This is a genomic window from Collinsella sp. CLA-ER-H11, assembly GCF_040092445.1.
GTDB lineage: Bacteria > Actinomycetota > Coriobacteriia > Coriobacteriales > Coriobacteriaceae > Collinsella.
This window is the reverse complement of the sequence record NZ_JBBNLN010000006.1, coordinates 106,208-127,911: the sequence shown is the minus strand read 5'-3', so window position 1 is coordinate 127,911 and position 21,704 is coordinate 106,208. Positions and strand designations below refer to the sequence as shown.

Below are 21,704 nucleotides of genomic sequence, written 5' to 3'. Positions count from 1 at the left end.
ATGCTGAGAGAGGACTCCTGTTGAAGACTGTTCATGTTGCCGCTGGGATCATTCGCAAGGAAGGATCCGATGAGCTGCTTGCCGTGCAGCGCGGCTACGGCGACATGCAGGGACTTTGGGAGTTTCCCGGTGGCAAGCTCATGCGCGGCGAGACGCCCGAAGGCGCCGTGCGCCGCGAGCTCATGGAAGAGCTGCAGGTAAAAGTCACCAACCTGCGCGATTTCTACACCGTTGAGTATGACTACCCCGATTTTCATCTCTCCATGGAGTGCTACTACTGCTCGCTCGCCGATGAATCCGATGAGCCGCAGAAGCACGACCGCCAACTCGATATCCGCTGGATTCCGCGCACCTCGCTTGCCACGGTTGAGTGGATGCCCGCCGACAAGGGGCTCATTGATGCCCTGATTGAGCTGAAGGAAGACCGGCTCGAGGCCAACGGCACTGGCAACGACGCCGAGGCCACCACGACCGACGAGCCCGCCACCAAACCCAAGCGCGCACCTAAGCGCCGCAGCAAAAAGCGTCCCAAGCGCGGTCTGCTCGACGGCATCGATACCTCGGACCTTTCCGCTGACGAGCGTGAACTCGTGCGCCGCCGCGCCGCCATCAAAAAGTCCATGAAGGGCAACAAGCGTGCGAACACCAAACCCGAGCTGCTCGTTCGCCAGCGCCTGCGGGCAGCGGGCCTTACGGGTTATCGCTTGGAATGGAAGGTTCCCGGTAAGCCCGACATCGCCTTTCCCGGGCGCAAGATCGCCATCTTCGTCAACGGCTGCTTTTGGCACCGCTGCCCCAAGTGCAACCCTAGCCAGCCCAAGCGCAACGTTGAATTTTGGGAGGCAAAGTTTCGCCGCAACGTCGAGCGCGACCGCGCTGCCATCGACGCGCTTACCCAAATGGGCTGGACGCCCATCACCGTCTGGGAATGTGAGCTCAAAAAGGACCGCATCGACGCCACCATGGAAAAGGTCATCGAGCAGGTGCGCGCCGCAGAGCCGCAGCACTAGGAACGAGCCGTCCACACGCCCCACACAGGCGAGCCACATCCGCACCACAAACCTTAGAAAGCCCTTAAGCTCAAACCTTTCAAGAGTGTTACTCGATAGCTTTGACCTGCGATTTCATCGCAACGTCAAACCTCATTAAGCTTTTCTTTAGCGCTTCTTTGCAGCAGCCGCGGCATAATACTGCCAACGCACGGGACCTAGCAGCGCGCCCCGTGCGCAACCTTTTGGTGGACATCGAGGAGGCCGCATAAGCATGCATTCTTCCAATGACGCAACACAGCAGCCATCCCTAAAACATGCAAACCTTTTCTCCTTCCCCCCGACACAGAGAAACGGCCTCCTCGACTCCCCCACCACAAAAGCCAAACGCTCTGCAGACCAACACCTCAACCTGCAGACATCCTTCGAAAAACTCCAAGCCTCACTAGACCAGGCATTCCCCAACCAAGCCCGGGCATACTAGCCCCTCATCAACAAAGAAGCCCTAACGCCCCACCCATTTCCGCTCTAACGCCACAAGGGCGATCGAGCAGGACGGCTTGGGCGGGTCCCCGTACTTAGTTTCCAAAATCATTCCGCAGCGCGAAGGCCCCCGTTGCCAACGCTTCGTAGAAGCGAGGCAACGGGGGCCTTCATGCGCGAGGACGTTTTGGAAACTAAGTACGGGGACCCGCCCAAGCCGTCCGGTGGGATCAGAGCACCCTTGCTGTTACTCTGCTTTGCCCACAGAGTTGAGGTTGGTCATGCGGATCTTAACCAGCTCGGTGATCTCACGCATGCCCTCCTTGGCCGGCTTCTTGGGATCGAAGCAGGCGGGGTTCTCGGCCATGTAGGCCATGAAGCCCTTAGTGTAGGCCTGACGCAGCTCGGTGGCGTAGTTGACCTTGCAGATGCCGTTCTTCACAGCCTCGGCAACCTGCTCATCGGGCACACCAGAGGTGCCGTGCAGAACCAGCGGCACGTCGACGGCGTCGCGGATGGCCTTGACCACGGACTGCTCGATGTGCGGATCGCTCGTGTACACACCGTGGCTGGTGCCAACGCCAATTGCAAGGGAGGTGCAGCCGGTACGCTCGACGAACTCCTTGGCCTCGGCCGGATCGGTGTAGGGGCTCTCGCCCTCAACCGCGGGACCGTCGTCCTCCTTGCCGCCAACCTTGCCGAGCTCGGCCTCGACGGGCACGCCCATGGCGCGGCCAGCATCGGCGACGGACTTGGTCAGGGCAATGTTGTCCTCGAAGGACTCGTGCGAGCCGTCAATCATGACAGACGTGTAGCCAGTGCGGAAAGCCTGCATGCAGCGGTCATAGCCATCGCCGTGATCGAGGTGCAGAGCGACGGGCACGGAAGCGCGCTCGGCGGCAGCCTTGACCATGCCGTAGAAGTAGTCCAGACCAGCGGTCTTGATGGTGCCCGGGGTGGTCTGCATGATGACGGGGGACTTGGTCTCCTCGGCAGCGGCCAGAACGGCCATAACAAACTCGAGGTTCTCGACGTTGAATGCGCCAACAGCGTAGTGGCCGGCCTGAGCGTCCTTGAGCATCTTTTCGGTGGTAACAAGTGCCATGAGCGTTTGCTCCTCTCCCTCGCCCGCATCTGGACATCGGGCGTAGTTGTTCACAAGGCGTTTTACCTTGCGTTTTTCTGCGCTCATTGTATGAAATTCAGCGGCTTTACACGCGCGAGATATTGAGCCCATGCAGGTCAATACAGTCGTTTTTGAAAAGTAAACGGAAGGAATATGAGCCGAGTGGGCGTGTTCGATATTGAATTTTGGGCGTTCATCGTCTTTCTTTTATAGAAAAGATAAGTAATCGAAAGGTGTTTTCTTACTCAAAAAGAAAATGAACGAAAATAAAGTCAACACAATTCCTGCAAATTTAGCCGAGAATGGAGCAAGTATGGCCCAAGCCACCAACCGTGCCTTTGCCGACGAACGCCGTACCGCCATTATGGAAATGCTCGATCATAATGCCTCGGTGCAGGTAGCAGAAATCGCCCAGACCTTTGGCGTGTCCTCCGTCACCGCCCGCGCCGACCTGGACGCGCTCGCCGAAGCAGGTAAGCTGCGCCGCACACATGGTGGTGCCGTATCGCTCCACAAACGCCTGACCGTTTCTACGCAGGACCGCCGCATCAATGTCAACGTCGCTGCCAAGCAGGCCATCGCGCAAAGCGCCATCGAGCTCGTCAATGACGGCGACACACTGCTCGTCGACTCGGGTACCACGGCGCTCGAGTTCGTTCAGCTCCTCGATCAGCGCAACGGCATCACCGTCATCACGGCCGACATTACCGTCGCCGATTACATCGACGAGAGCATGCCCTCGGTCGATGTCGTCATGCTGGGCGGGGCGCTGCGCAAAGGCCATCGTTACTTGTACGGACCGCTCACTATGCAGGCGCTCCAAATGGTCCATGCCGATCTGGCCGTCATGTGCCCCGGCGCCTTTGTCTCCAGCTGCGGCTTTACGACCGACTTTCCCCAGATGGCCGAGACCAAAACGGCTATGATCGCCGCGGCCCATCAAAGCGTCGCCCTCATGGACGCCAGCAAGGTTAACGGACGCGGCATGTACCGTTTTGCCGAGCTGACCGATGTCGACACCATCGTGATGGACTGTGATCCCGACGATGCCGTCGCCACCTCAATCGCCGAGACTGTCGACGACGCCCGCCCAAATCTCGTCATCGCCGGCGCTTAAACAAAAACCACCACAAAGGTGCCTGTCCCCTTTGTGGTGGTTTTGCTCGTTAAAAGCGAAATATCGCTACTTGGAGAGCTCGTCGGCGAGGGCCTCGATCTGAGCGCGCGATGCGTCGTTGAGCGAACCCAGCACAGTCACCTTGTTCTGCGCCAGGGTGATGTCCTTCATGGCCTCGAGCTCCTTGGTCATAACCTTGGCAGCGGTAGGTGCCCAGGAGCCGGCCTCGACGAGTGCCACCGTACGGTTCTGATAGGCGTGCCCGGCAAGCGTGTGGATAAAGGTGCTCATGAACGGGAAGATCTCGCCCTGATAGGTGATAGAGGCGAGCACCAGACGGTCATAGCGGAACGCATCCTCAACGGCCTCGGCCATGTCGTCGCGAGCCAGGTCAAAGACGGAAACCTTCTGGCCGCGAGCCTCGAGCGCAGATGCAAGCTCCTCGACGGCAGCCTTCAGATGCCCGTACACGCTCGCATAGGCGATCGTGATGCCCTCGTCCTCGGGCTGATAGCTCGACCAGGTGTTGTAGGTGTCGAGGTAATAGCCCAGGTTCTCGCTAAGAACAGGACCGTGAAGCGGGCAGATGATCTGGATGTCCAGATTGGCGGCCTTCTTGAGGACGGCCTGCACGAACTTGCCGAACTTTCCCACGATGCCAAAGTAGTAACGGCGTGCCTCGCAGGCCCAACCCTCGGGATCTTCGATGTCGTTGGCGCCAAACTTGCCAAAGCCGTCGGCGCTAAAGAGCACCTTGTCGGTGGACTCGTAGGAGAAGAGCACCTCGGGCCAGTGCACGTTGGGAGCGCCGACAAACGTCAGACTGTGGCCGCCCAGGTCGAGCACGTCGCCATCTTTGACGACCATCTTGCGCTCGGGGAAGTCGGTGCCAAAGTAGTTGACCATCATGCGGAAAGCGCCCATGCTTGCCACGATCTGCGCCTGGGGATAGCGCTCCATAAAGGCGGCGATGCCAGCAGAGTGATCGGGCTCCATGTGATGGACAACCAGGTAGTCGGGCGTACGGCCGTCGAGCGCGGCCTCGAGGTTGCCGAGCCACTCGTCGACAAAGCCAGCGTCGACCGAATCGGCGACAGCGATTTTATCGCCCAAGATAACGTAGCTGTTATATGCCATACCGTTCTCGGACACGTCGTACTGGCCCTCGAACAGGTCAATGTCGTGATCGTTGACACCGATGTAGCGGATATCCTTGGTGATCTCCATCAGGCAAAGCCTCCTAGATAGACAAAAGAACCCGTCTATCATAACACTCGCCTTTAGAGCCACAGCTATCTGCCGGCATCCTTACCGATTGTTATTGAAATGCGATAAAGCGCCGTTTACCTGCACAAACTATGCGCGCGGTATCGCCGTGCTATGTCGAATGATGAGCTGGCCGGGAATACGAATAGCAACGGTTTTGCCCGCCGTACCCGCCTCGGGAACCGCATGCTCGAATACTTCGCGTCCACGCTGATGCAAATCGAATCGAACGGTCGTGAGCTCGTTGTGTGCCACAAAATCATCGAGCGAATCGTCGACGCCCACCACGCTCACGTCCTCGGGCACGCGCAGACCGCTATCACGCAGCGCGGCAATCGCGCCATTTGCCATCTGATCGTTTGCCGCATAGATCGCCGTCATGGTGCGATCGTGCTCGGCCAGGTACCTGCCGGCCTCGTAGCCGCTGTTGGCAGACCAGTCGCCCTCGAGCGGCTCTACCGGCTCGATGTGTTTACGCTCGAGCGCATCCTGCCAACCGGCGCGACGAAATTGCTCGTCGACCGAGAACGACGGGCCGCCAATATAGCGAATTTGCTCGTGCCCCAGCTCAAACAGATGATCCATAAGCAATAGCGAGCAGCCGTAATGGTCGGAATCGACCGTGGTCACCCGCGGATGCGCGTACATGGTAACAATGACCGTGCCAATGCCCGGCAGTGGATCAAACGTCTCAAAATCGGGCGCCATGCGACTCATGCCGATGATGATGCCGTCCACGGGCAATGCGGCCATACGACGCGTTGCCTCGGCAAGCGAAAACTCCTCGGTCTTGGACATCTCGACCAGCGTGATGGCGCAATGATGCTCGCGAGCAGCGCTGGCGATGCCGTCGATCATTGAGAGGTTGCCGAACTTGGTGACATCGTTGACGCACAGGCCGACCGAATGATAACGGCCGTCGCGCAGCGAGCGACCGGCATAACTCGGACGAAAGCCGAGCTTTTGCATAGCGGCCTGTACGCGCTGGCGCGTCTGCTCGTTAACGTTAGGCAAGCCGTTGGCGACGCGCGAAACCGTCTGCTGCGAAACGCCGGCAGCGCGGGCGACGTCGGCCATGGAGACCGGACGCGTACCTGTATCGTTGGACGGGCGCCTTGCCACAGGATCACCTTCACCCTTGCGAGATCTGAATAGCGTGAATGCCGGCCCGGGCAGAAATACATCCCGCGCCGAGGCCCGCTATCGTCGGACGCATGTTAACGTACTCTACTTTTTCTATCTGCATCTCTTCTGCTTTATAAGTCCATACGGCAGTACCGTTCACGGCTGAATTTCTACCGATTACCAGATTCTCAAAAAGTGACAAGCGATGTGTTATGAGTACGTTAACATAGCCCGTAACGTGCGGTATCGTGAACACTTGGTTCATGCCGCTTTAAGTTGTTAACGTACTCATAACGACGCAAAACCCACCCGGGCGCGCCAAGGAAAGGACTCCCATGACCACCCCCGACGAAAAGACATTCGCCACGCTCACCAAGCTGTTCGAGGAGGAGTTTGGCCCCATCGGCGACCGCCAGGTGCTCTACGTGCACGCGCCCGGCCGCTCCGAGATCAGCGGCAACCACACTGACCACGAGGGCGGCCACGTCATCGCCGGCTCGCTCGATGTCGCCGTCGACGGCATCGCCGTGGCAACCGATTCCAACAAGGTTCGCGTAGCCGACGAGGGCTATCCCACGTTTGAAATCGCGCTCGACACGCTAGACGTTCAGGAGTCCGAGAAGGGCACGTCCGCGAGCCTCGTCCGCGGCATGGCCCACGAAATCGCTGCTCTGGGCGTTGAGCCCCAGGGCTTCGACTTTGCCTTCACCTGCTCCGTCCCCTCGGGCGGCGGTCTTTCGAGCTCCGCTGCTGTCGAGGCGGCATACGGTCGCGCCATGGAAACGCTCTGGGACGCACCCGCCATCGAGCCCGTCGCGCTCGCCCAGATGAGCCAGCGCACCGAGAACAACTATTACGGCAAGCCCTGCGGTCTGATGGACCAGGCCGCCGTTTGCTTGGGCGGCCTCGCCTACATGGACTTTGAGGATCAGGCTCAGCCTAAAACCCAGAAGCTCGAGCTCAACTTTGAGGATCACGGTTATGCGCTCGTGCTCGTTAAGGTCGGTGCCGACCACGTGGCCGCCACCGACGACTACGCCGCCGTTCCGCGCGAGATGCAGGACGTCGCTGCCGAGTTTGGCAAGGCACGCCTGTGCGAGGTAAACGTGGCGGACTTTGACGCCAAGCTCCCCGAGCTGCGCGCCAAGCTGGGCGACCGCGCCTGCCTGCGCGCCGTTCACTACTGGTACGAAAACGGCCTGGTCGATAAGCGCTGGGCTGCCCTGAACGCCGGCGACATCGATCAGTTCCTGGTCCTGACGCGCGAGTCCGGCGCCAGCTCTGCCATGTACCTACAGAATGTCGTTGCCAAGCTGGGCTCCGAGCAGCCCTCGATGTATGCCCTGGCACTGGCCGAGCACGTGCTCGACGGCCGTGGCGCCGTCCGTATCCACGGTGGCGGCTTTGGTGGCACCATCCAGGCCTTCGTGCCGCTCGACCTGGTCGACACCTTTATCACCAAGATGAACGGCTGGCTGGGCGAGGGCTCTGCCCGCCACTACGCAATTTCTGACAAGGGGGCTTACGCGGCATGGCTGTAATGACTGACGTGCGCGAGGCCGCGCAGAACCTGATCGAGTACGCTATCCACCGATCGATGATCGGCCAGGACGATCGCATCTGGGCGTATAACACCATTTTGGAGTGCATCGGCGCCACGGGCCCCGCGCTCGACATGACCTGGGCGCTGCAGAACGAGAAGCTCTCGCTCTTGCACCCCGATACCCTGCACGACTTTGACCTGGAGGGCACGCTTGCCTCGCTTTCCGAGGCTGCCGTTGCCAACGGCGCCGCCGAGGACACGACGTCGGGCCGCGACCGCATCGCCATGCGCATCATGGGCGCGCTCATGCCAAGGCCTTCGGTTGTAAACGAGGAGTTCAACGGACGCATGGGCGTCAACGAGCCCCGCGCCGCGACCGACTGGTTCTACGGCCTGTGCTGCGACGCCGGCTACGTGCGCCGTGCCGCCATCGCGCGCAACATCAAATGGAGCACCCCCACCAACTGGGGCGACCTGGAGATCACCATCAACCTGTCAAAGCCCGAAAAGGACCCGCGCGATATTGCCGCGGCCGGCGCCGCCAAAAACACGGGCGAGAAGTATCCCGCCTGCCAGCTCTGCATCGAAAACGAGGGCTATCCCGGACGCTCCGCTGCAGCCGACGGCGGCGCCCATCCCGCCCGCCAGAATCTGCGCGTTATCCCTATTAAGCTCGACGGCGAGCGCTGGGGCTTCCAATACAGCCCGTACGCGTACTTTAACGAGCACTGCATTGCCATGAGCTCCGAGCATCGTCCGATGCACGTCGACCGCAAGGGGCTGACCTGCCTGCTCGACTTTGTCGACCTGTTCCCGCACTACTTTATTGGCTCCAACGCCGACCTGCCCATCGTGGGCGGCTCGATTCTGTCGCACGACCACTTCCAGGGCGGCGCGCACGAGTTCCCCATGATGCACGCCGCCGAGGTCTCGCAGTTTAGCGTGCCCGGCTTTGACCAGGTCAGCGGTACCGTGTTGCAGTGGCCGCTTTCGGTGCTGCGACTACGATCGCACGACCGCGCCCAGCTGCTCGACGCCGCCGAGAAGATTATCCTTGCCTGGCGCGAGTGGACCGATGAGTCGGTTGGCGTCATCGCACACACGGCCGACGGCGTGGCCCACAACACCGTGACGCCCGTCATTCGCCGCGTGGACTCCCGCGGCAACGCCGGCGGCGAAATCTACGAGGCCTACCTGGCGCTTCGCTGCAACATCACGACTGACGAGCATCCGCTGGGCGTATTCCACCCGCATGCCGAGTACCACCACATTAAGAAGGAGAACATCGGCCTGATCGAGGTCATGGGCCTGGCCATTTTGCCGCCGCGCTTGGTTCCCGAGCTCGGCGCTGTCCGCGAGCACCTGCTGGCGGCCAAGGCAGATGCCAGCTACGACCTTGCCGGCGCGCTCGAGGGCGACGACCTTTGCCGCAGCCACGCCGCATGGGCTGAGGACGTCTTTGCCCGCCGCGCCGACGAGCTTACGGCCGACAACGCCATCGACATCCTGCACGAAGAGGTCGGCGTGGTGTTTGGCCACGTGCTCGACAACGCCGGCGTCTTTAAGTGGGACGAGGCAGGACGCGCCGCCCAACAGCGCTTTATCGACTCGCTATAGCATGCGAGCTCGAACGCACGCACTCAACAAATAGCGTCTACACGACAACGGCGCCCGCCGGCAACATCACCGACGGGCGCCGTTTTTGAGTGTAGTCATTGGGGTCATTCTTAAGGGGCGTTCTTAAACGACTAGTCATTAAAGAGCGTCCCCAATGACTACTTGCGACCAAGGCAACGCCGGTGTCTTGGCAACGACAGCGAAAACGCCCCTAAGCGAGCAAGGTGACGTGAAAGAGGAGGGCATTGACCTTCTGGTCATGCCCGACGATTGAACGTCAGATTGCCGCTTAGGGGCGTTTGCAGCGTCGAGCCGTTAAGGCGTTTGGTAAAACGCCTTAACTCTACAGCTCCGTTACTTCAACACTGTTATAGACCTCGTCCCAGCGGTCCATGACCAGGTGGCCGGTCTTGGGATCCATGGCGTTGAGCTTGCCGCAGGTATTGGCGGTCTTGAGCACCGTGACGTCGTCGGCACCAGCAGCAATGGCATGCGCAAAACCGGCAATGGTCGAGTCACCGGAACCCGTCGCGTTCACAGCCGCAATCGCGGGCGTCTTGGCGTGGAACGCGCGGCCCTCATGGAAGCCCACCGAACCGGCAGCGCCCATCGAAACGACAACCCAGGGGATACCGGCAAAACGGTCATCGGCGGCAAGCGCCTCGCGCAGGGCATCGACATCATCGGTCGTAAAGGACGTACCCAGCAGGCCGTTAATCTCGGTCAGGTTGGGCTTTACGAGCTCAGGCTTAGCGTCGGACTCCAGCGCGGCCTCCAGCGATGCACCCGAGGTGTCGAGCAGCACCTTGGCGCCCGCCTCCTCGGCAATCTTGACGAGCTCGGCATAGTAGCCGGCATCGACACCACGCGGCAGCGAGCCCGAAAGCGTCACAACGTCCGCCTTTGCTGCAAGCTCGGCGAATTTGGCCGTAAAGGCCTCGAGCTCGGCCGGGGCGATCTGCGGGCCGCTCTCCAAAAGCTCGGTCTGATTACCCTCGTGCAGAATATTCAGGCAAATGCGCGTCTCACCGGCGATGGGCACAAAGTCGTTCTTGACGCCGTCGGCATCCATAAGCTCGGCCATATAGGCACCCATGTGGCCGCCGAGCAGACCGGTCGCGAGCACATCGTCGCCCAACTGCAGCAGCACACGGCTCACGTTAAGGCCCTTGCCGCCAGCGGTCTTTTCGGGCGTCACGCGGTTTACATCGTCGATGATCAGCTTGTCGAGCTGATAGCGCGTATCAATCGACGGGTTCATGGTAACGGTCAGAATCATATTGAACTCCTGTTTAGAAAACCGGCCCGCGCCCCATCACAGAAACGCGAGCCGTCAATTAAAAAGCTGCAGAATGCCGGGTACCGCCAAAAACGAAGCACCCAAGCTCAGCAAGCAAAAGTGTTATCAGAGCAACTCGCCCGCCAGATGGCTTCGCAGCGTCGACTGGTCTGGCGTTCGGTAGAACGCCGGAACCTCCTTAGTCGTGGTATTCGCCGCGGTCCCACTTCTCGAGAAACTCGTCAAAGAAGTGCGGGTCGGCCTGAGCCTCGGCGTCGGCCTTATTGCAGGCATCGATCTTGGCAATCAGGGCATCGTGCTCGGGAGTCTTGTCGTAGGGCTCCTCCAGGAAGGCAAGCATGATGTCGGCCATCAGGAACTCGCCGGTAATCTTACCGCCAAAGCCCACGATGTTGGCGTTGAGCTCGCGACGGGCATACAGGGCAGAGGTCATATCGCGGACCAGGGCGCAGCGGGCGCCGGGAACCTTGTTGACGGCGTTGGTGATGCCAATGCCGGTGCCGCACAGGGCCACGCCAAAGTCGGCCTTGCCGCTGGCAACGGCCTCGCCCACGGCCTTACCGTAGATGGGATAGTGCGTACGGGTGTGGCTGTAGGTGCCGCAGTCGAGCACCTTGTAGCCAGCCTGCTCCAGGCGGTCGGCCAGATAGATCTTCTCGTCCGTAACGATATGGTCGCAACCGATTGCGATGGTCTTCTTCATCAGAACGTCCTTTCGTCTGAATTCACAAGTTGAGGTAGAAGTTCGAGTTCTCGGTGGCTCTCGTTAGGCCATCTTGTTGAGCATGTCGACACGGATCTGGTGACGGCCGCCAGCATACTGGGCGCGCAGGAACTCGCGGGCGATCTTCTTTGCGACCTCGGTGCCCACAACGCCCGGGCCCATGGTGACCATGCGCGAGCCGTTGTGCTCGCGGGTCATGTAAGCGGAACGCTCGTCGGAAATGTTGGCGACGACCATGCCCTTGATCTTGACGGCGGCCATATAGGAGCCGACACCGTACTTATCGAATGCGAAGCCCTGGGAATCCTTGTGCTCCAGCAGGTCCTTGGCAACGGCGGTCGCGGAATCGACAAAGTCCGCGGTAGGGGTCTCGGAATAGTCGACGACCTCGTGACCGTCGGCGATGAGCATCTCCTTGATGGACTCCTTCATCGACATACCGTCGGCATCGGAAGCGATTACAACCCTCATGACATCCTCCTTGAGAGATACGCAGGTGCGTAGTTTCTGTTTGGAAGTGTTGAATCGCGTTCAGGTCCGGGCATCTGAATGTGCGATTCTTCACTGTTCGTGTTTATTTGAACACATTCGAACATTAACTGCAACAACTATTTGTTTATCTTTGTTCTTTTTTGAACAAATACCATTCACGGGCGATTGCTGACCGTTTGGGCCCGGCGCGGACGTAGCGACCATGTGTTCAACAAACAAAAGGGCGGCCGAGAACGTGCCTCGGCCGCCCTTCGGCGGTATTCCCCGGTATATACAGCTGTTTTAGCTACTCGGACTGCCCGCCCTTCTTGGTATGCTTAGACGGGGTACTCAGAAAGCGGCCCGTCAAATAGTTCGCGGGACCGGAGATATCAATCCCCAGTAGCACGTGCCCCAGCCACAAAAACGCCGCGAGCACCAGCAGTGGAATCACGCACGAGGTCACGATCATCACGATGACACCTTCGATCAGATCGGTCACCTGCTGCACAATTTCATCGGTCATCTGCTTGGCACCACTGGTCACCGATGTGACGAGACCCGAGGCGCCGTCGGCAAGCTGCTCAAGCACATTCTTGGACTCTGTGGACTCGGTCTTTTTCTTGCTTGCTTTGGAACTGTCGCTATCTGCCGCACCCGCTGCGTCGGCCGCCTTTTGCTCGGCCGCTTCGATGCTCACTCGATACGTTTCGTCGACCTTTTGCGACACCCATACGCTTGCAGGCACCAAGGCCATTCCGATCATGGCGACCACCAGCACGCGCGTCGCCACACGGCGCAGGACGACGCTCGTGCTCCAGCGCCCGTGAATGCCGAGCGACACCGCAAAGAGCACCAGCGCAAACGGAATCAGGATACCCAGACCAACCGACCACAAAATGGTCAGCAGATATTTCTCGAGGTAAAGCACGGCAAGCACGATACCAAGGTTACCCGAAAGCTGTGCGAGCTGCTCGGCAACTGGCGTTCCTGTATCGCCCGGCAGCGCAGTGATACCCGCAGATAGGGCGACGCACGAGGTCGTGAGCGCCAAAACATTGCCCTTCTTTTGATCGATGACCTCGATGGTGGAGTCCCAAGTCTTGGTATCGGCGAAATGCGGACGAGCCACAAAGCCCGACAGCAGCGCCAGTACCACGAGCGCAACGATAAAGCCAATCTGTAGCTTTTTGTTTGCGCACACGACATCGGACAGGCTGGGCTGCAGCTCGGTTACCGTCGTGTGCTCGGTTATCTGGACAGGACGCCCATGAGCCATCTCGTTCGCGTCTCTTTTTTGTATTGACCCGTTATCCGGCATTTGGATACCTCCTCAGTCCGGCGTTTAATGCGAAAGGAAGTATACCCACCGAGCAAAAATCGAACGGGAGGACGAACGGAGCGCACCAAGACTGTCCCCAACGACTAGTCGTTTAAGAACGTCCCCAATGACTATCTCGGGATAAGTTGCGGTGGAATAGGGATTGTTTTGTGCCCACCGGCCCCTATTCAGTCCCTATTTCACCGCAACTTGGAGGAGAACAGAAAAGCCCTGCCGCGGGTAGCGGCAGAGCTTTTGGAAGGGGACTTGGTTGTAAGGACTCGTTAGGCGAGCTTGGCCTCGAGCGCAGCGATGCGCTTGTAGGCGTCGATGGTAAAGCGGGTCTGCTTCTCCAGAATCATGGTGGTCATGAGAGTGTCCTGAGCGTGAGCCATGATGAAGGTCATCTCCATCTCGCCACCGCCGGCCTCCTGCGAAAGCAGCTTGGTCTGCGTGTCGTGGGCACCGATGAGCGCATCGCTGGCATCCTTGTGCAGCTGCTCGGCCTTCTCAAAGTCACCCTCGCGAGCAGCATCGAGCGCTGCAAGCAGATCGGTCTGGGCGTCACCTGCGTATGCGACGATCTCGAATCCAACCATCGAGATTTCTTCTTTGGTTGCCATATTGCGTTCCTTTCACATATGAACCAATGGAGAGCATCGCGTCCGGGCATACGCGCTGCGTTCTGTATGGCAGAAACAATAACATTCAAACAAAAAAGAACAGCGCAAAACGTAATTTCGAGCTATGAACGGTCACTTTTCGCCCGTGAACGGTTTTTAAACCAATCTGAACAATATCGAACACAATTAGCGGCAACCCAAACAGGGCCGCACCCTAACGCAAATCGCGCACCGTATCGCCCTCTACGAGCACACCGGGAATCAGCATGTGCTCCACGCCAGACGCACCCCCATCGGCGCCGGCAATCTTGTCGACCGCCCACATGCCGACGCGCTTGTTGTCAAAGCGCACCGTGGTCAGGCGACAATCGGGCACGATGTCGCCCAGACTGTCATCAACACCCACCACACTCACGTCCTCGGGCACGTGCTTTCCGCGCGACTCGAGCCCGCGAATGCAGCCGTAGGCCATGGCGTCGTTGGAGGCATAGATGGCCGTGCAGGTCGGATCATCCGCAAGCACCTGGCCGGCAGCATATCCACTCTGCGCCGTCCAGTCGCCGCGCACGAGCTGCGGGGGCTCAATGCCATGCGCACGCAATGCCTCACGCCAGCCTTCCTCGCGCCGCATGCCCGAAAGCGAGCGCTCGGGACACGAGATAAAGTGCGCGGTTTTGTGCCCCCGCCCCAGCAAGTACTCGACCACCTGGCGCGAACAATCGAACTGGTCGCTATCGACCGTCGAGCACAGCGGGTGCTCCAGCATGGTAACGAGCACCGTCTGCATTCCGGGCAGCGGCTCAAAAGTGCCAAAGTCCGCCGGCATGCGATTCATGATCACAACCATGCCATCCACCGGCAGTGCGCTCATGCGCGACGATGCGCTCTCGAGGGTATACGGATGCCCGTCTACTTTAGTGAGGGTGATGGCATAGCCATGTTTGTCGGCCGCAGCGGCAAAGCCCTCCATACGGTCGAGGTTGCCGGTGCCGGTAATGTTGAACATGGCGACGCCGACGGTCTTAAACTTGCCGCGGCGCAGCGATCGACCGGCAAAATTGGGGCGATACCCCAGCTCGCGCATGGCGGCACGCACGCGTTCCTTGGTCTCGGGGCGCACGCTGGGCGAATCGTGCACGGTACGCGAGACCGTCTGCTCCGAGACGCCCGCGAGACGCGCCACGTCCTTAACGGAAACCGATTTTTTAACAGCGGCCATAGGTCGATCTTTCTATGTCAACGATGCCATCGCGGGCATCCCAACAGACAAAATGAACGCCTCCAAGTATATCCAACGCCTCCCCCACCATACGCTCACCACCCAAAACCTACCGTTCACCGACATTTTTGCTTCCCCGAACGGCTTTTGTCGCCCAAATGTTAACGTTGCCATTGTGCAAACACAGAGCCACCGGGCGGCTCAAACGTTTACGCGTAAGGAATCGACGGTTCGCAGGCACAGGAACCACCGGTTCGCTTCTTTTTTTGTGTCACAAAATGGCAACGTCAACATTTTGGCAACCGAAAGTCAAAAGCTACCATCGTTGCTAACCCACCGACTCTTAGGAGCATTGCATGGAGCAACTCATCGCCATCATCGAAAAGGGCCAGCCCTTTTTCAACGCGATCGCCCGTAACAAGTACCTCAAGGCGATCCGCGACGGCTTTATCTCCGTCATCCCCATCATCATCTTCTCGTCCATCTTCTGCCTGGTAGCCTCGGTCCCCAACATCTGGGGTTTCTACTGGCCCGATGACATCAACAACGCCCTGTGGAAGTGCTACAACTACTCCATGGGCATCCTGGCCATCGCCTGCGCCGCCACCACGGCCAAGCACTTCGCCGACGCTCAGAACCGCGATCTGCCCAAGAACAACCAGATCAACTTCATCTCGTGCATGTGCGCGGCCATCATCGGCTTCTTGCTCCTTTCGAGCGACACCATCGCCACGGACGCCGCCAGCGGCTTCAACACCACCTACCTTGGTTCCAAGGGCCTGCTAACCGCTTTCATCGCTGCGTTTGTGACTGGCATCATCTACAAGTTCTTCATTAAGCGCAACATCACCGTCAAGATGCCCGAGCAGGTTCCGCCCAACATCTCGCAGACCTTTAAGGACATCATCCCCTTCTCCGTCTGCATCACCGTCTTTTGGGTCTTTGACATCGTCTTCCGCGCTGCCTTTGGCTTCTGCTTTGCCCAGGGCGTCATCCAGGTGTTCCAGCCCCTGTTCACCGCTGCCGACGGCTATATTGGCCTCGCTGTAATTTACGGCGCCATGAGCCTCTTCTGGTTCGTCGGCGTCCACGGCCCCTCAATCGTCGAGCCCGCCATCGCCGCCGCCCTTGTTGCCAACATGACCGACAACCTGGCCGCATTCCAGGCTGGCCAGCACGCTTCCGCTGTCCTGACCCAGGGTGCCCAGTACTTCGTCGTCTGCATGGGCGGCACCGGCGCCACGCTCGTCCTGGTCTTTATGTTCTGCTTCCTGGCCAAGTCCCAGGAGATGCGCGCCGTCGGTAAGGCCGCTATCGTCCCCGTGTGCTTTGCCGTCAACGAGCCGCTGCTGTTCGCCGCACCCATCGTGCTCAATCCCGTCTTCTTTGTCCCGTTTGTCTTTGCCCCGATCGCCAACATCTGGATCCTCAAGATCTTTATCGACTTCTTGGGCATGAACGGCTTTATGTACACCCTGCCCTGGACCGTCCCCGGCCCCATCGGCACCATCATGGGCCTGGGCTTCCAGCCGCTCGCCTTTGTGATGCTCGCCCTTATCCTGGTCGTCGACTTCGTTCTGTACTATCCGTTCTTCCGTGCCTATGACGCCCAGAAGTGCGCCGAGGAGGCCGAGATCTCCCAGGAGGAGCTCGCCGCTAAGAACGCCGAGAAGGCCGCCAAGCTCAACGACGCCTTCCAGGGCAAGGCTGACGCCAAGAGCGTTGCCGCCGGCGCTGCTGCCGAGGCCGTGAAGGCCGACGCCCCCGCCGCTTCCGCAGCACCCGCTGCCGAGGCCACGGCCACCAGCGACCTCAACGGCAAGCGCGTGCTCGTGCTCTGCCAGGGTGGCGGTACCTCGGGCCTGCTCGCCAACGCGCTGGCCAAGGCCGCCAAGGAGCGCGGCATCAATCTTGAGACCGCTGCCGAGGCCTATGGCAACCACGTGGACATGCTCCCCGACTTCGATCTGGTCGTCCTGGCCCCGCAGGCCGCCAGCTACCTGGCCGACCTGCAGAAGGACTGCGAGCGCGTGGGCAACAAGTGCGTCGCCTGCCGCGGTAAGCAGTACATCGAGCTTTCCCAGAACGGCGATAAGTCTCTCGCCTTCGTAAGCGAGCAACTCTCGAAGTAAGTAACGCTCAAGGCCAGCCGACCATCCAAGACCGGCTGGCCCTTCGATTTAGACGATTGGATCATCATGTCCGTTAACCCTGCTAGCGTCACCAACCCGCCTGCGCAGTTTCCCAAGGACTTTGTCTTTGGCGGCGCTACCGCTGCCTACCAGGTAGAGGGCGAGACCCGCACCCACGGTAAAGGCAAAGTCGCCTGGGACGACTTCCTGGAGGCCCAGGGGCGCTTCTCCCCCGATCCCGCTTCGGACTTCTACAACCAGTACCCCGTCGATTTGGAGCTGTGCGAGGAGTTCGGCATCAACGGCATTCGCCTCTCCATCGCCTGGAGCCGCATCTTTCCCAACGGCACCGGCGAAATCAACCCCGAGGGCGTGCAGTTCTATCACGACCTCTTCGCCGAGTGCCACAAGCGCCACGTTGAGCCGTTTGTCACGCTGCATCACTTTGACACGCCGCTGTCCCTCTTTGAGAAGGGCGATTTCCTCAACCGCGAGACCATCGACGCCTTTGTGGACTTTGCCACCTTCTGCTTTAAGGAGTACGCCGACCAGGTGACCTACTGGTTCACCTTTAACGAGATCTGGGCCGACGCCTCCAACACCTACATCGAGGGCACCTTCCCCGGTGGTGTTAAGGCGCATCTGGCCGAGGCCTTCCAGTGCGAGCACAACATGATGCTCGCCCACGCCAAGGCCGTGCTGGCCTTCCACAACGGCGGTTTTAAGGGCAAGATCGGCGTCATCCAGTCGCTGGAGTTTAAGTACCCGCTCAACGAGAACGACCCCGCCGACATCAAAGCCGCCAACAACGAGCACGTGCTGCAGAACCAGTTCTTGCTCGACGCCACCTTCCGCGGCGACTACGCGCCCGACACCCTCGAGTGCGCCAACCGCTTGGCTGCCGTCTCGGGCGGCACCATCGAGATCCTAGACGAGGACCTCGAGATTATGCGCGAAGCCGCGCTCTACAACGACTACCTGGGCGTTAACAACTACCAGTGCCGTTTTTTGAAGGCTTACGACGGCGAGAACGACCTGCACCACAACGGTACGGGCGAGAAGGGCACCGGGCGCTGGCGTGTTAAGGGTATTGGCGAGCATGTGAACAAGCCTGGCATCCCCACCACCGACTGGGACTGGATCATCTATCCCGAGGGTCTGTTCGATCTGCTCGTCTACATTAAGCAGCGCTACCCCAACTACAAGCAGATCTTCATCACCGAGAACGGCATGGGCTACAAGGACCCCTACAAGGACGGTTTTGTGGACGACCAGCCGCGCATCGACTACATCGAGCAGCACCTGCGCTGGTTGCTCAAGGCCATGGAGGTTGGCGTCAACGTGGGCGGCTACTTCCTGTGGAGCCTGCAGGATCAGTTCTCCTGGACCAATGGTTACAACAAGCGTTACGGCTTCTTCTACGTTGACTTTGAAACCCAGAAGCGCACGCCCAAGGCAAGCGCATACTGGTATAAGCACGTGGCGCAGACCCGTCGTCTGGACTAGTGACTGGCGGGGTTGCCCACTCACATAACCTGTCCCCATTTCTCAGCCGGGGGCGGCACGTCACACGGCGCGCCGCCCCCGGCCTTTTTTTTGGGCGGACCGTGTCGCACGTTTGTCTCGATCTGTAACAACTAGCCGAGTTTTTTGGTCCTAGCTGTTACAGATTGAGACGAACAGGATTGCTCTTTCCGAAGAATCTAAATCTGTAACACGTAGCCCGCTTTTGACCGTCTACCTGTTACAAATCGAGACAAACGGAGTAGGACCTAACCCCGTATGTCCCTAACAGTCGAGCGTTCGACCAGCGTACTCGGCACATGAATCGCCTCGATAGACGAGCTCTCTCCAATCGCCGCCTCAAACGCAAGCTTACCGACACCGCGCAAATCAAATCGCAGCGTCGTCAGTCGATTGTGAGGAACAAGTCCCTCGAGTGCGTCGTCGATACCAACCACGCTCACGTCGTCGGGCACGGACAGGCCCGCGTTCTCGAGCGCGGCGATAACGCCCAGCGCCATCTGGTCATTTGCCGCAAGCACGGCAGTCGGCGCCTGCGACCCGCCGGCAAGCACCTCGGCCGCAATCCGCTCGCCCATGGCGTACCCACTGTCCGCACTCCAATCGCCACGCAGCATCGGAGCGGCATCGACATGAGCACGACCCAGCGTATCGCGCCAACCGGCCTCACGAAAACGCGAGGAAATCGAGTTTTCCGGACCCGCCACAAACCGCATATTCGAGTGACCATGTTCCAGCAGATAATTGGTCAACAGCTCGCACGAACCATACTGGTCGGAGTCGATCGTCGTGCAGCGCGGATGCGCATACATGGACAGGATGACCGTTCGCACTCCCGGCTGGGGAACAAACTCCTCAAAATCGGGAGCCATGCGGTTCATGTTGAGAATCATGCCGTCGACGGGTCGCTCGACCATGCGGCGCGAGGCATCGGCAAGTGTATAGGGCTTGTCGCCGCCCATCTCGATCATAGTGACGGCAAAATCGTGCTCGCGCGCCGCTTGTATGATACCCTCGAGCGTCGCCAGGTTACCGACACGTGTGATGTTGTACATGCACAGGCCAATAGAACGATACGACCCGCCGCGCAACGCCGCTCCAGCAAAATTGGGACGAAAGCCCAGCTCTTCCATGGCGGCCAGCACACGCTTGCGCGTCTTTTCCGTCACGTTGGGCATACCGTTGACCACGCGAGACACAGTCTGGCGGCTCACGCCAGCGAGCGCCGCAACCTCTGCCGCGCTCGCCGAATGACCATTCCTTGTCTGCTGAGCCATGCCTTCCACGCTAACCTGCTTCCCAACTATTCCCCGCGCCCATGGCGCATCGTACATACATCGATAACGTGCTCATGATACCCGAGCCATATACCACAACATGAAAACTTCTGTCAATCAAAACCGCTTACCGAACAAATACAACCGTTCGCGGCTGTTTGAAGTTGTTTTGTTTCTATACATCCCAGCCGGGTGTTAACGTGCTCATTGTCAAATGTTCACGTGCTCATTTTGGTTCTAATCATTTTAAGATAGTGTTTATCGGGCTTTTTCACCGCTGAACGCTAACCAGGGAGCCTCCTGAGCGCAAACGCACAATATCGAACAGCGAGACGAGAGGGTGTATGCATATGTCTTTGCTAAACCGCGTACAGCAGCTGCCGAAGGGCTTTGTTTGGGGCGCCGCAACCGCCGCGTACCAAACGGAAGGTTCCACGAAGGTGGCAGGCAAGGGTAAGACCATGTGGGACGATTACCTTGTCGCCCAGGGTCGCTTTTTGCCCGACCCGGCCAGTGATTTCTACAACCGCTACGAGGAGGATATCCGCCTTTCTGCCGAGCATGGACTCAACGCCATCCGTGTGTCCATCGCCTGGACCCGCATCTTCCCCAACGGCGACGATGCCGAGCCCCTCGCCGAGGGCGTTAAGCACTACCACGAGCTGTTCGCCTGCTGCAAAAAGTATGGCGTCGAGCCCTATGTGTCCCTGCATCACTTTGACTCCCCCGCCGCCCTGTTCAACCAGGGCGACTGGCTCAACCGCAAGACCGTCGACGCCTATGTGCGCTATGCCGAGTTCTGCTTCCGCGAGTTCCGCGAGGTCAAGAATTGGTTCACCATCAACGAGCTCATCAGCCTCTCGCACTCCCAATACATCCAAGGCAACTTCCCGCCCAACCATCACTTTGATGTGACGAGCGGCATCCAGAGCCAGCACAACGAGCTCGTTGCCCACGCCCGCGCCGTCAACCTGTATAAGGATCTTGACGAGACCGAGCACCTGGGCGGACGCATTGGCATGGTCAACGTCCTGACGCCGGCATATCCTGCCACAGACTCGCCCGCCGACCAGCACGCCGCCGAACTGTACAACGCCTTCTACACCGACTTCATCATGGACGGCGCCTTCCTGGGTCACTACTCCGCGCGCACCCTCTCACTCATCAACGAGATTCTGCGTGCCAACAACGCCACGCTTACGGTTGAGGACAGCGACATGGAGGAGCTCGCCAAGGCGGCGCCCCGCAACGATATGTTCGGCCTCAACTACTATCAGTCGGCGTTTATCGCCGCCTACGATGGCGAGTCCACCAACAGCTTTAACGGCACCGGAGACAAGGGCACCTCGTGCTTTAAGTTTAAGGGCGTCGGGCAGCAGGTCGATATGCCGGGTATCCCCACCACCGACTGGGATTGGCTCATCTACCCGCAAGGCCTCTACGACACGCTCAAGCACATCAGCGCCACCTATCCCAACCTCCCCGTCATCTATATCACCGAAAACGGCCTGGGCCACAAGGACCCCGAGCCCGACGCAAACGGCATCGTCGCCGATCCCGAGCGCATCGACTTTGTCGACCAGCACATGGAGAAGGTGCTCCGGGCGCGCGCCGAGGGCGTCGACGTCCAGGGCTACTTTATCTGGAGCCTGCAGGACCAGTTCTCGTGGGCCAACGGCTATAACAAGCGCTACGGCCTGTTCTACATCGACTTCGACACGCAAAAACGCTACATCAAGCAGTCGGCACTCTGGTACAAGGAGCTCGCCGACACTATGGCGGACGCGCAGTAGCGCATCGCCTCGCTTTCCCCCGAGAGGGGAGCGGCCCTATGCGATACAAACCCA

The 21,704-nt window shown here is 59.5% G+C and carries 17 protein-coding genes; 7 read left to right on the top strand and 10 right to left on the bottom strand.

Annotation, left to right across the window (positions count from 1 at the left end):
• The first annotated feature begins 20 nt into the window (after nt 1–20).
• A complete protein-coding gene (gene vsr / locus AAAX35_RS06185; RefSeq protein WP_349117078.1) occupies nt 21–1,010 on the top strand; it encodes a DNA mismatch endonuclease Vsr in 990 nt (329 codons plus the stop codon).
• Between the two features lie 709 nt (nt 1,011–1,719).
• Here the strand turns inward: vsr and AAAX35_RS06180 are convergent.
• Nucleotides 1,720–2,577 (bottom strand): class II fructose-bisphosphate aldolase, encoded by an 858-nt coding sequence (locus tag AAAX35_RS06180; RefSeq protein ID WP_022095149.1) that lies wholly within the window; start codon nt 2,575–2,577, stop codon nt 1,720–1,722.
• A 334-nt stretch (nt 2,578–2,911) separates the two neighbouring features.
• Between AAAX35_RS06180 and AAAX35_RS06175 the strand changes: the two genes are divergently transcribed.
• Entirely contained in the window at nt 2,912–3,715 is an 804-nt protein-coding gene (locus AAAX35_RS06175) for a DeoR/GlpR family DNA-binding transcription regulator (protein ID WP_349117077.1), read from the top strand.
• A 66-nt stretch (nt 3,716–3,781) separates the two neighbouring features.
• Here the strand turns inward: AAAX35_RS06175 and AAAX35_RS06170 are convergent, their stop codons facing one another.
• Both AAAX35_RS06170 and AAAX35_RS06165 read right to left on the bottom strand, forming a co-directional pair.
• Nucleotides 3,782–4,942: an FprA family A-type flavoprotein gene (locus tag AAAX35_RS06170; RefSeq protein ID WP_349117076.1), complete on the bottom strand. Its 1,161-nt coding sequence runs from the start codon at nt 4,940–4,942 to the stop codon at nt 3,782–3,784.
• A gap of 129 nt (nt 4,943–5,071) precedes the next feature.
• A complete protein-coding gene (locus AAAX35_RS06165; protein ID WP_349117087.1) occupies nt 5,072–6,058 on the bottom strand; it encodes a LacI family DNA-binding transcriptional regulator in 987 nt (328 codons plus the stop codon).
• A 383-nt stretch (nt 6,059–6,441) separates the two neighbouring features.
• On the opposite strand from AAAX35_RS06165, the gene AAAX35_RS06160 reads away from it, so the two are divergent.
• Nucleotides 6,442–7,647 (top strand): galactokinase family protein, encoded by a 1,206-nt coding sequence (locus AAAX35_RS06160; RefSeq protein ID WP_195445006.1) that lies wholly within the window; start codon nt 6,442–6,444, stop codon nt 7,645–7,647.
• Complete coding sequence (locus AAAX35_RS06155) at nt 7,638–9,266, top strand: UDP-glucose--hexose-1-phosphate uridylyltransferase (RefSeq protein WP_349117075.1); 1,629 nt, start codon at nt 7,638–7,640, stop codon at nt 9,264–9,266. Before AAAX35_RS06160 ends, AAAX35_RS06155 begins: the two co-directional genes overlap by 10 nt.
• A gap of 343 nt (nt 9,267–9,609) precedes the next feature.
• Here the strand turns inward: AAAX35_RS06155 and AAAX35_RS06150 are convergent, their stop codons facing one another.
• The 6 genes from AAAX35_RS06150 to AAAX35_RS06125 all read right to left on the bottom strand — a co-directional run bounded on the left by AAAX35_RS06150 (nt 9,610) and on the right by AAAX35_RS06125 (nt 14,924).
• Entirely contained in the window at nt 9,610–10,545 is a 936-nt protein-coding gene (locus tag AAAX35_RS06150; protein WP_349117074.1) for a hexose kinase, read from the bottom strand.
• Nucleotides 10,546–10,744: 199 nt separating this feature from the next.
• Nucleotides 10,745–11,269, bottom strand: a complete 525-nt coding sequence (lacB, locus tag AAAX35_RS06145) for a galactose-6-phosphate isomerase subunit LacB (protein WP_117583544.1) — start codon at nt 11,267–11,269, stop codon at nt 10,745–10,747.
• 63 nt (nt 11,270–11,332) lie between these two features.
• Nucleotides 11,333–11,761 carry a galactose-6-phosphate isomerase subunit LacA gene (gene lacA, locus AAAX35_RS06140; protein ID WP_349117073.1) on the bottom strand — a complete coding sequence of 143 codons (429 nt, stop codon included), beginning with the start codon at nt 11,759–11,761 and terminating at the stop codon, nt 11,333–11,335.
• 307 nt (nt 11,762–12,068) lie between these two features.
• Entirely contained in the window at nt 12,069–13,040 is a 972-nt protein-coding gene (locus AAAX35_RS06135) for a hypothetical protein (protein ID WP_349117072.1), read from the bottom strand.
• 326 nt (nt 13,041–13,366) lie between these two features.
• Nucleotides 13,367–13,705 carry a PTS lactose/cellobiose transporter subunit IIA gene (locus AAAX35_RS06130; RefSeq protein WP_089572387.1) on the bottom strand — a complete coding sequence of 113 codons (339 nt, stop codon included), beginning with the start codon at nt 13,703–13,705 and terminating at the stop codon, nt 13,367–13,369.
• Between the two features lie 214 nt (nt 13,706–13,919).
• Nucleotides 13,920–14,924, bottom strand: coding sequence for a LacI family DNA-binding transcriptional regulator (locus tag AAAX35_RS06125; protein ID WP_349117071.1), 1,005 nt, complete (start codon nt 14,922–14,924; stop codon nt 13,920–13,922).
• A 356-nt stretch (nt 14,925–15,280) separates the two neighbouring features.
• Here AAAX35_RS06125 and AAAX35_RS06120 point away from each other — a divergent pair, with 356 nt between their 5' ends.
• Nucleotides 15,281–17,056: a lactose/cellobiose PTS transporter subunit IIB gene (locus AAAX35_RS06120; protein WP_349104700.1), complete on the top strand. Its 1,776-nt coding sequence runs from the start codon at nt 15,281–15,283 to the stop codon at nt 17,054–17,056.
• Nucleotides 17,057–17,122: 66 nt separating this feature from the next.
• A complete protein-coding gene (gene lacG, locus AAAX35_RS06115) occupies nt 17,123–18,562 on the top strand; it encodes a 6-phospho-beta-galactosidase (RefSeq protein WP_349117070.1) in 1,440 nt (479 codons plus the stop codon).
• A 266-nt stretch (nt 18,563–18,828) separates the two neighbouring features.
• On the opposite strand, the gene AAAX35_RS06110 is transcribed toward lacG (AAAX35_RS06115), so the two are convergent.
• Nucleotides 18,829–19,857: a substrate-binding domain-containing protein gene (locus AAAX35_RS06110; RefSeq protein WP_349117069.1), complete on the bottom strand. Its 1,029-nt coding sequence runs from the start codon at nt 19,855–19,857 to the stop codon at nt 18,829–18,831.
• A 344-nt stretch (nt 19,858–20,201) separates the two neighbouring features.
• Between AAAX35_RS06110 and lacG (AAAX35_RS06105) the strand changes: the two genes are divergently transcribed.
• Nucleotides 20,202–21,650, top strand: a complete 1,449-nt coding sequence (lacG, locus tag AAAX35_RS06105) for a 6-phospho-beta-galactosidase (RefSeq protein ID WP_349117067.1) — start codon at nt 20,202–20,204, stop codon at nt 21,648–21,650.
• Nucleotides 21,651–21,704 lie beyond the last annotated feature (54 nt).

Excerpts from the sequence above, each read along its gene's own strand:
- lacG (WP_349117070.1), top strand. The coding sequence starts at position 17,123 with ATGTCCGTTAACCCTGCTAGCGTCACCAACCCGCCTGCGCAGTTTCCC.
- AAAX35_RS06120 (WP_349104700.1), top strand. The coding sequence starts at position 15,281 with ATGGAGCAACTCATCGCCATCATCGAAAAGGGCCAGCCCTTTTTCAAC.
- lacB (WP_117583544.1), bottom strand. The coding sequence starts at position 11,269 with ATGAAGAAGACCATCGCAATCGGTTGCGACCATATCGTTACGGACGAG.
- AAAX35_RS06130 (WP_089572387.1), bottom strand. The coding sequence starts at position 13,705 with ATGGCAACCAAAGAAGAAATCTCGATGGTTGGATTCGAGATCGTCGCA.
- AAAX35_RS06110 (WP_349117069.1), bottom strand. The coding sequence starts at position 19,857 with ATGGCTCAGCAGACAAGGAATGGTCATTCGGCGAGCGCGGCAGAGGTT.
- lacA (WP_349117073.1), bottom strand. The coding sequence starts at position 11,761 with ATGAGGGTTGTAATCGCTTCCGATGCCGACGGTATGTCGATGAAGGAG.
- AAAX35_RS06170 (WP_349117076.1), bottom strand. The coding sequence starts at position 4,942 with ATGGAGATCACCAAGGATATCCGCTACATCGGTGTCAACGATCACGAC.
- AAAX35_RS06175 (WP_349117077.1), top strand. The coding sequence starts at position 2,912 with ATGGCCCAAGCCACCAACCGTGCCTTTGCCGACGAACGCCGTACCGCC.
- AAAX35_RS06125 (WP_349117071.1), bottom strand. The coding sequence starts at position 14,924 with ATGGCCGCTGTTAAAAAATCGGTTTCCGTTAAGGACGTGGCGCGTCTC.
- AAAX35_RS06160 (WP_195445006.1), top strand. The coding sequence starts at position 6,442 with ATGACCACCCCCGACGAAAAGACATTCGCCACGCTCACCAAGCTGTTC.
- AAAX35_RS06155 (WP_349117075.1), top strand. The coding sequence starts at position 7,638 with ATGGCTGTAATGACTGACGTGCGCGAGGCCGCGCAGAACCTGATCGAG.
- AAAX35_RS06165 (WP_349117087.1), bottom strand. The coding sequence starts at position 6,058 with ATGGCCGACGTCGCCCGCGCTGCCGGCGTTTCGCAGCAGACGGTTTCG.
- AAAX35_RS06135 (WP_349117072.1), bottom strand. The coding sequence starts at position 13,040 with ATGGCTCATGGGCGTCCTGTCCAGATAACCGAGCACACGACGGTAACC.
- lacG (WP_349117067.1), top strand. The coding sequence starts at position 20,202 with ATGCATATGTCTTTGCTAAACCGCGTACAGCAGCTGCCGAAGGGCTTT.
- AAAX35_RS06180 (WP_022095149.1), bottom strand. The coding sequence starts at position 2,577 with ATGGCACTTGTTACCACCGAAAAGATGCTCAAGGACGCTCAGGCCGGC.
- AAAX35_RS06150 (WP_349117074.1), bottom strand. The coding sequence starts at position 10,545 with ATGATTCTGACCGTTACCATGAACCCGTCGATTGATACGCGCTATCAG.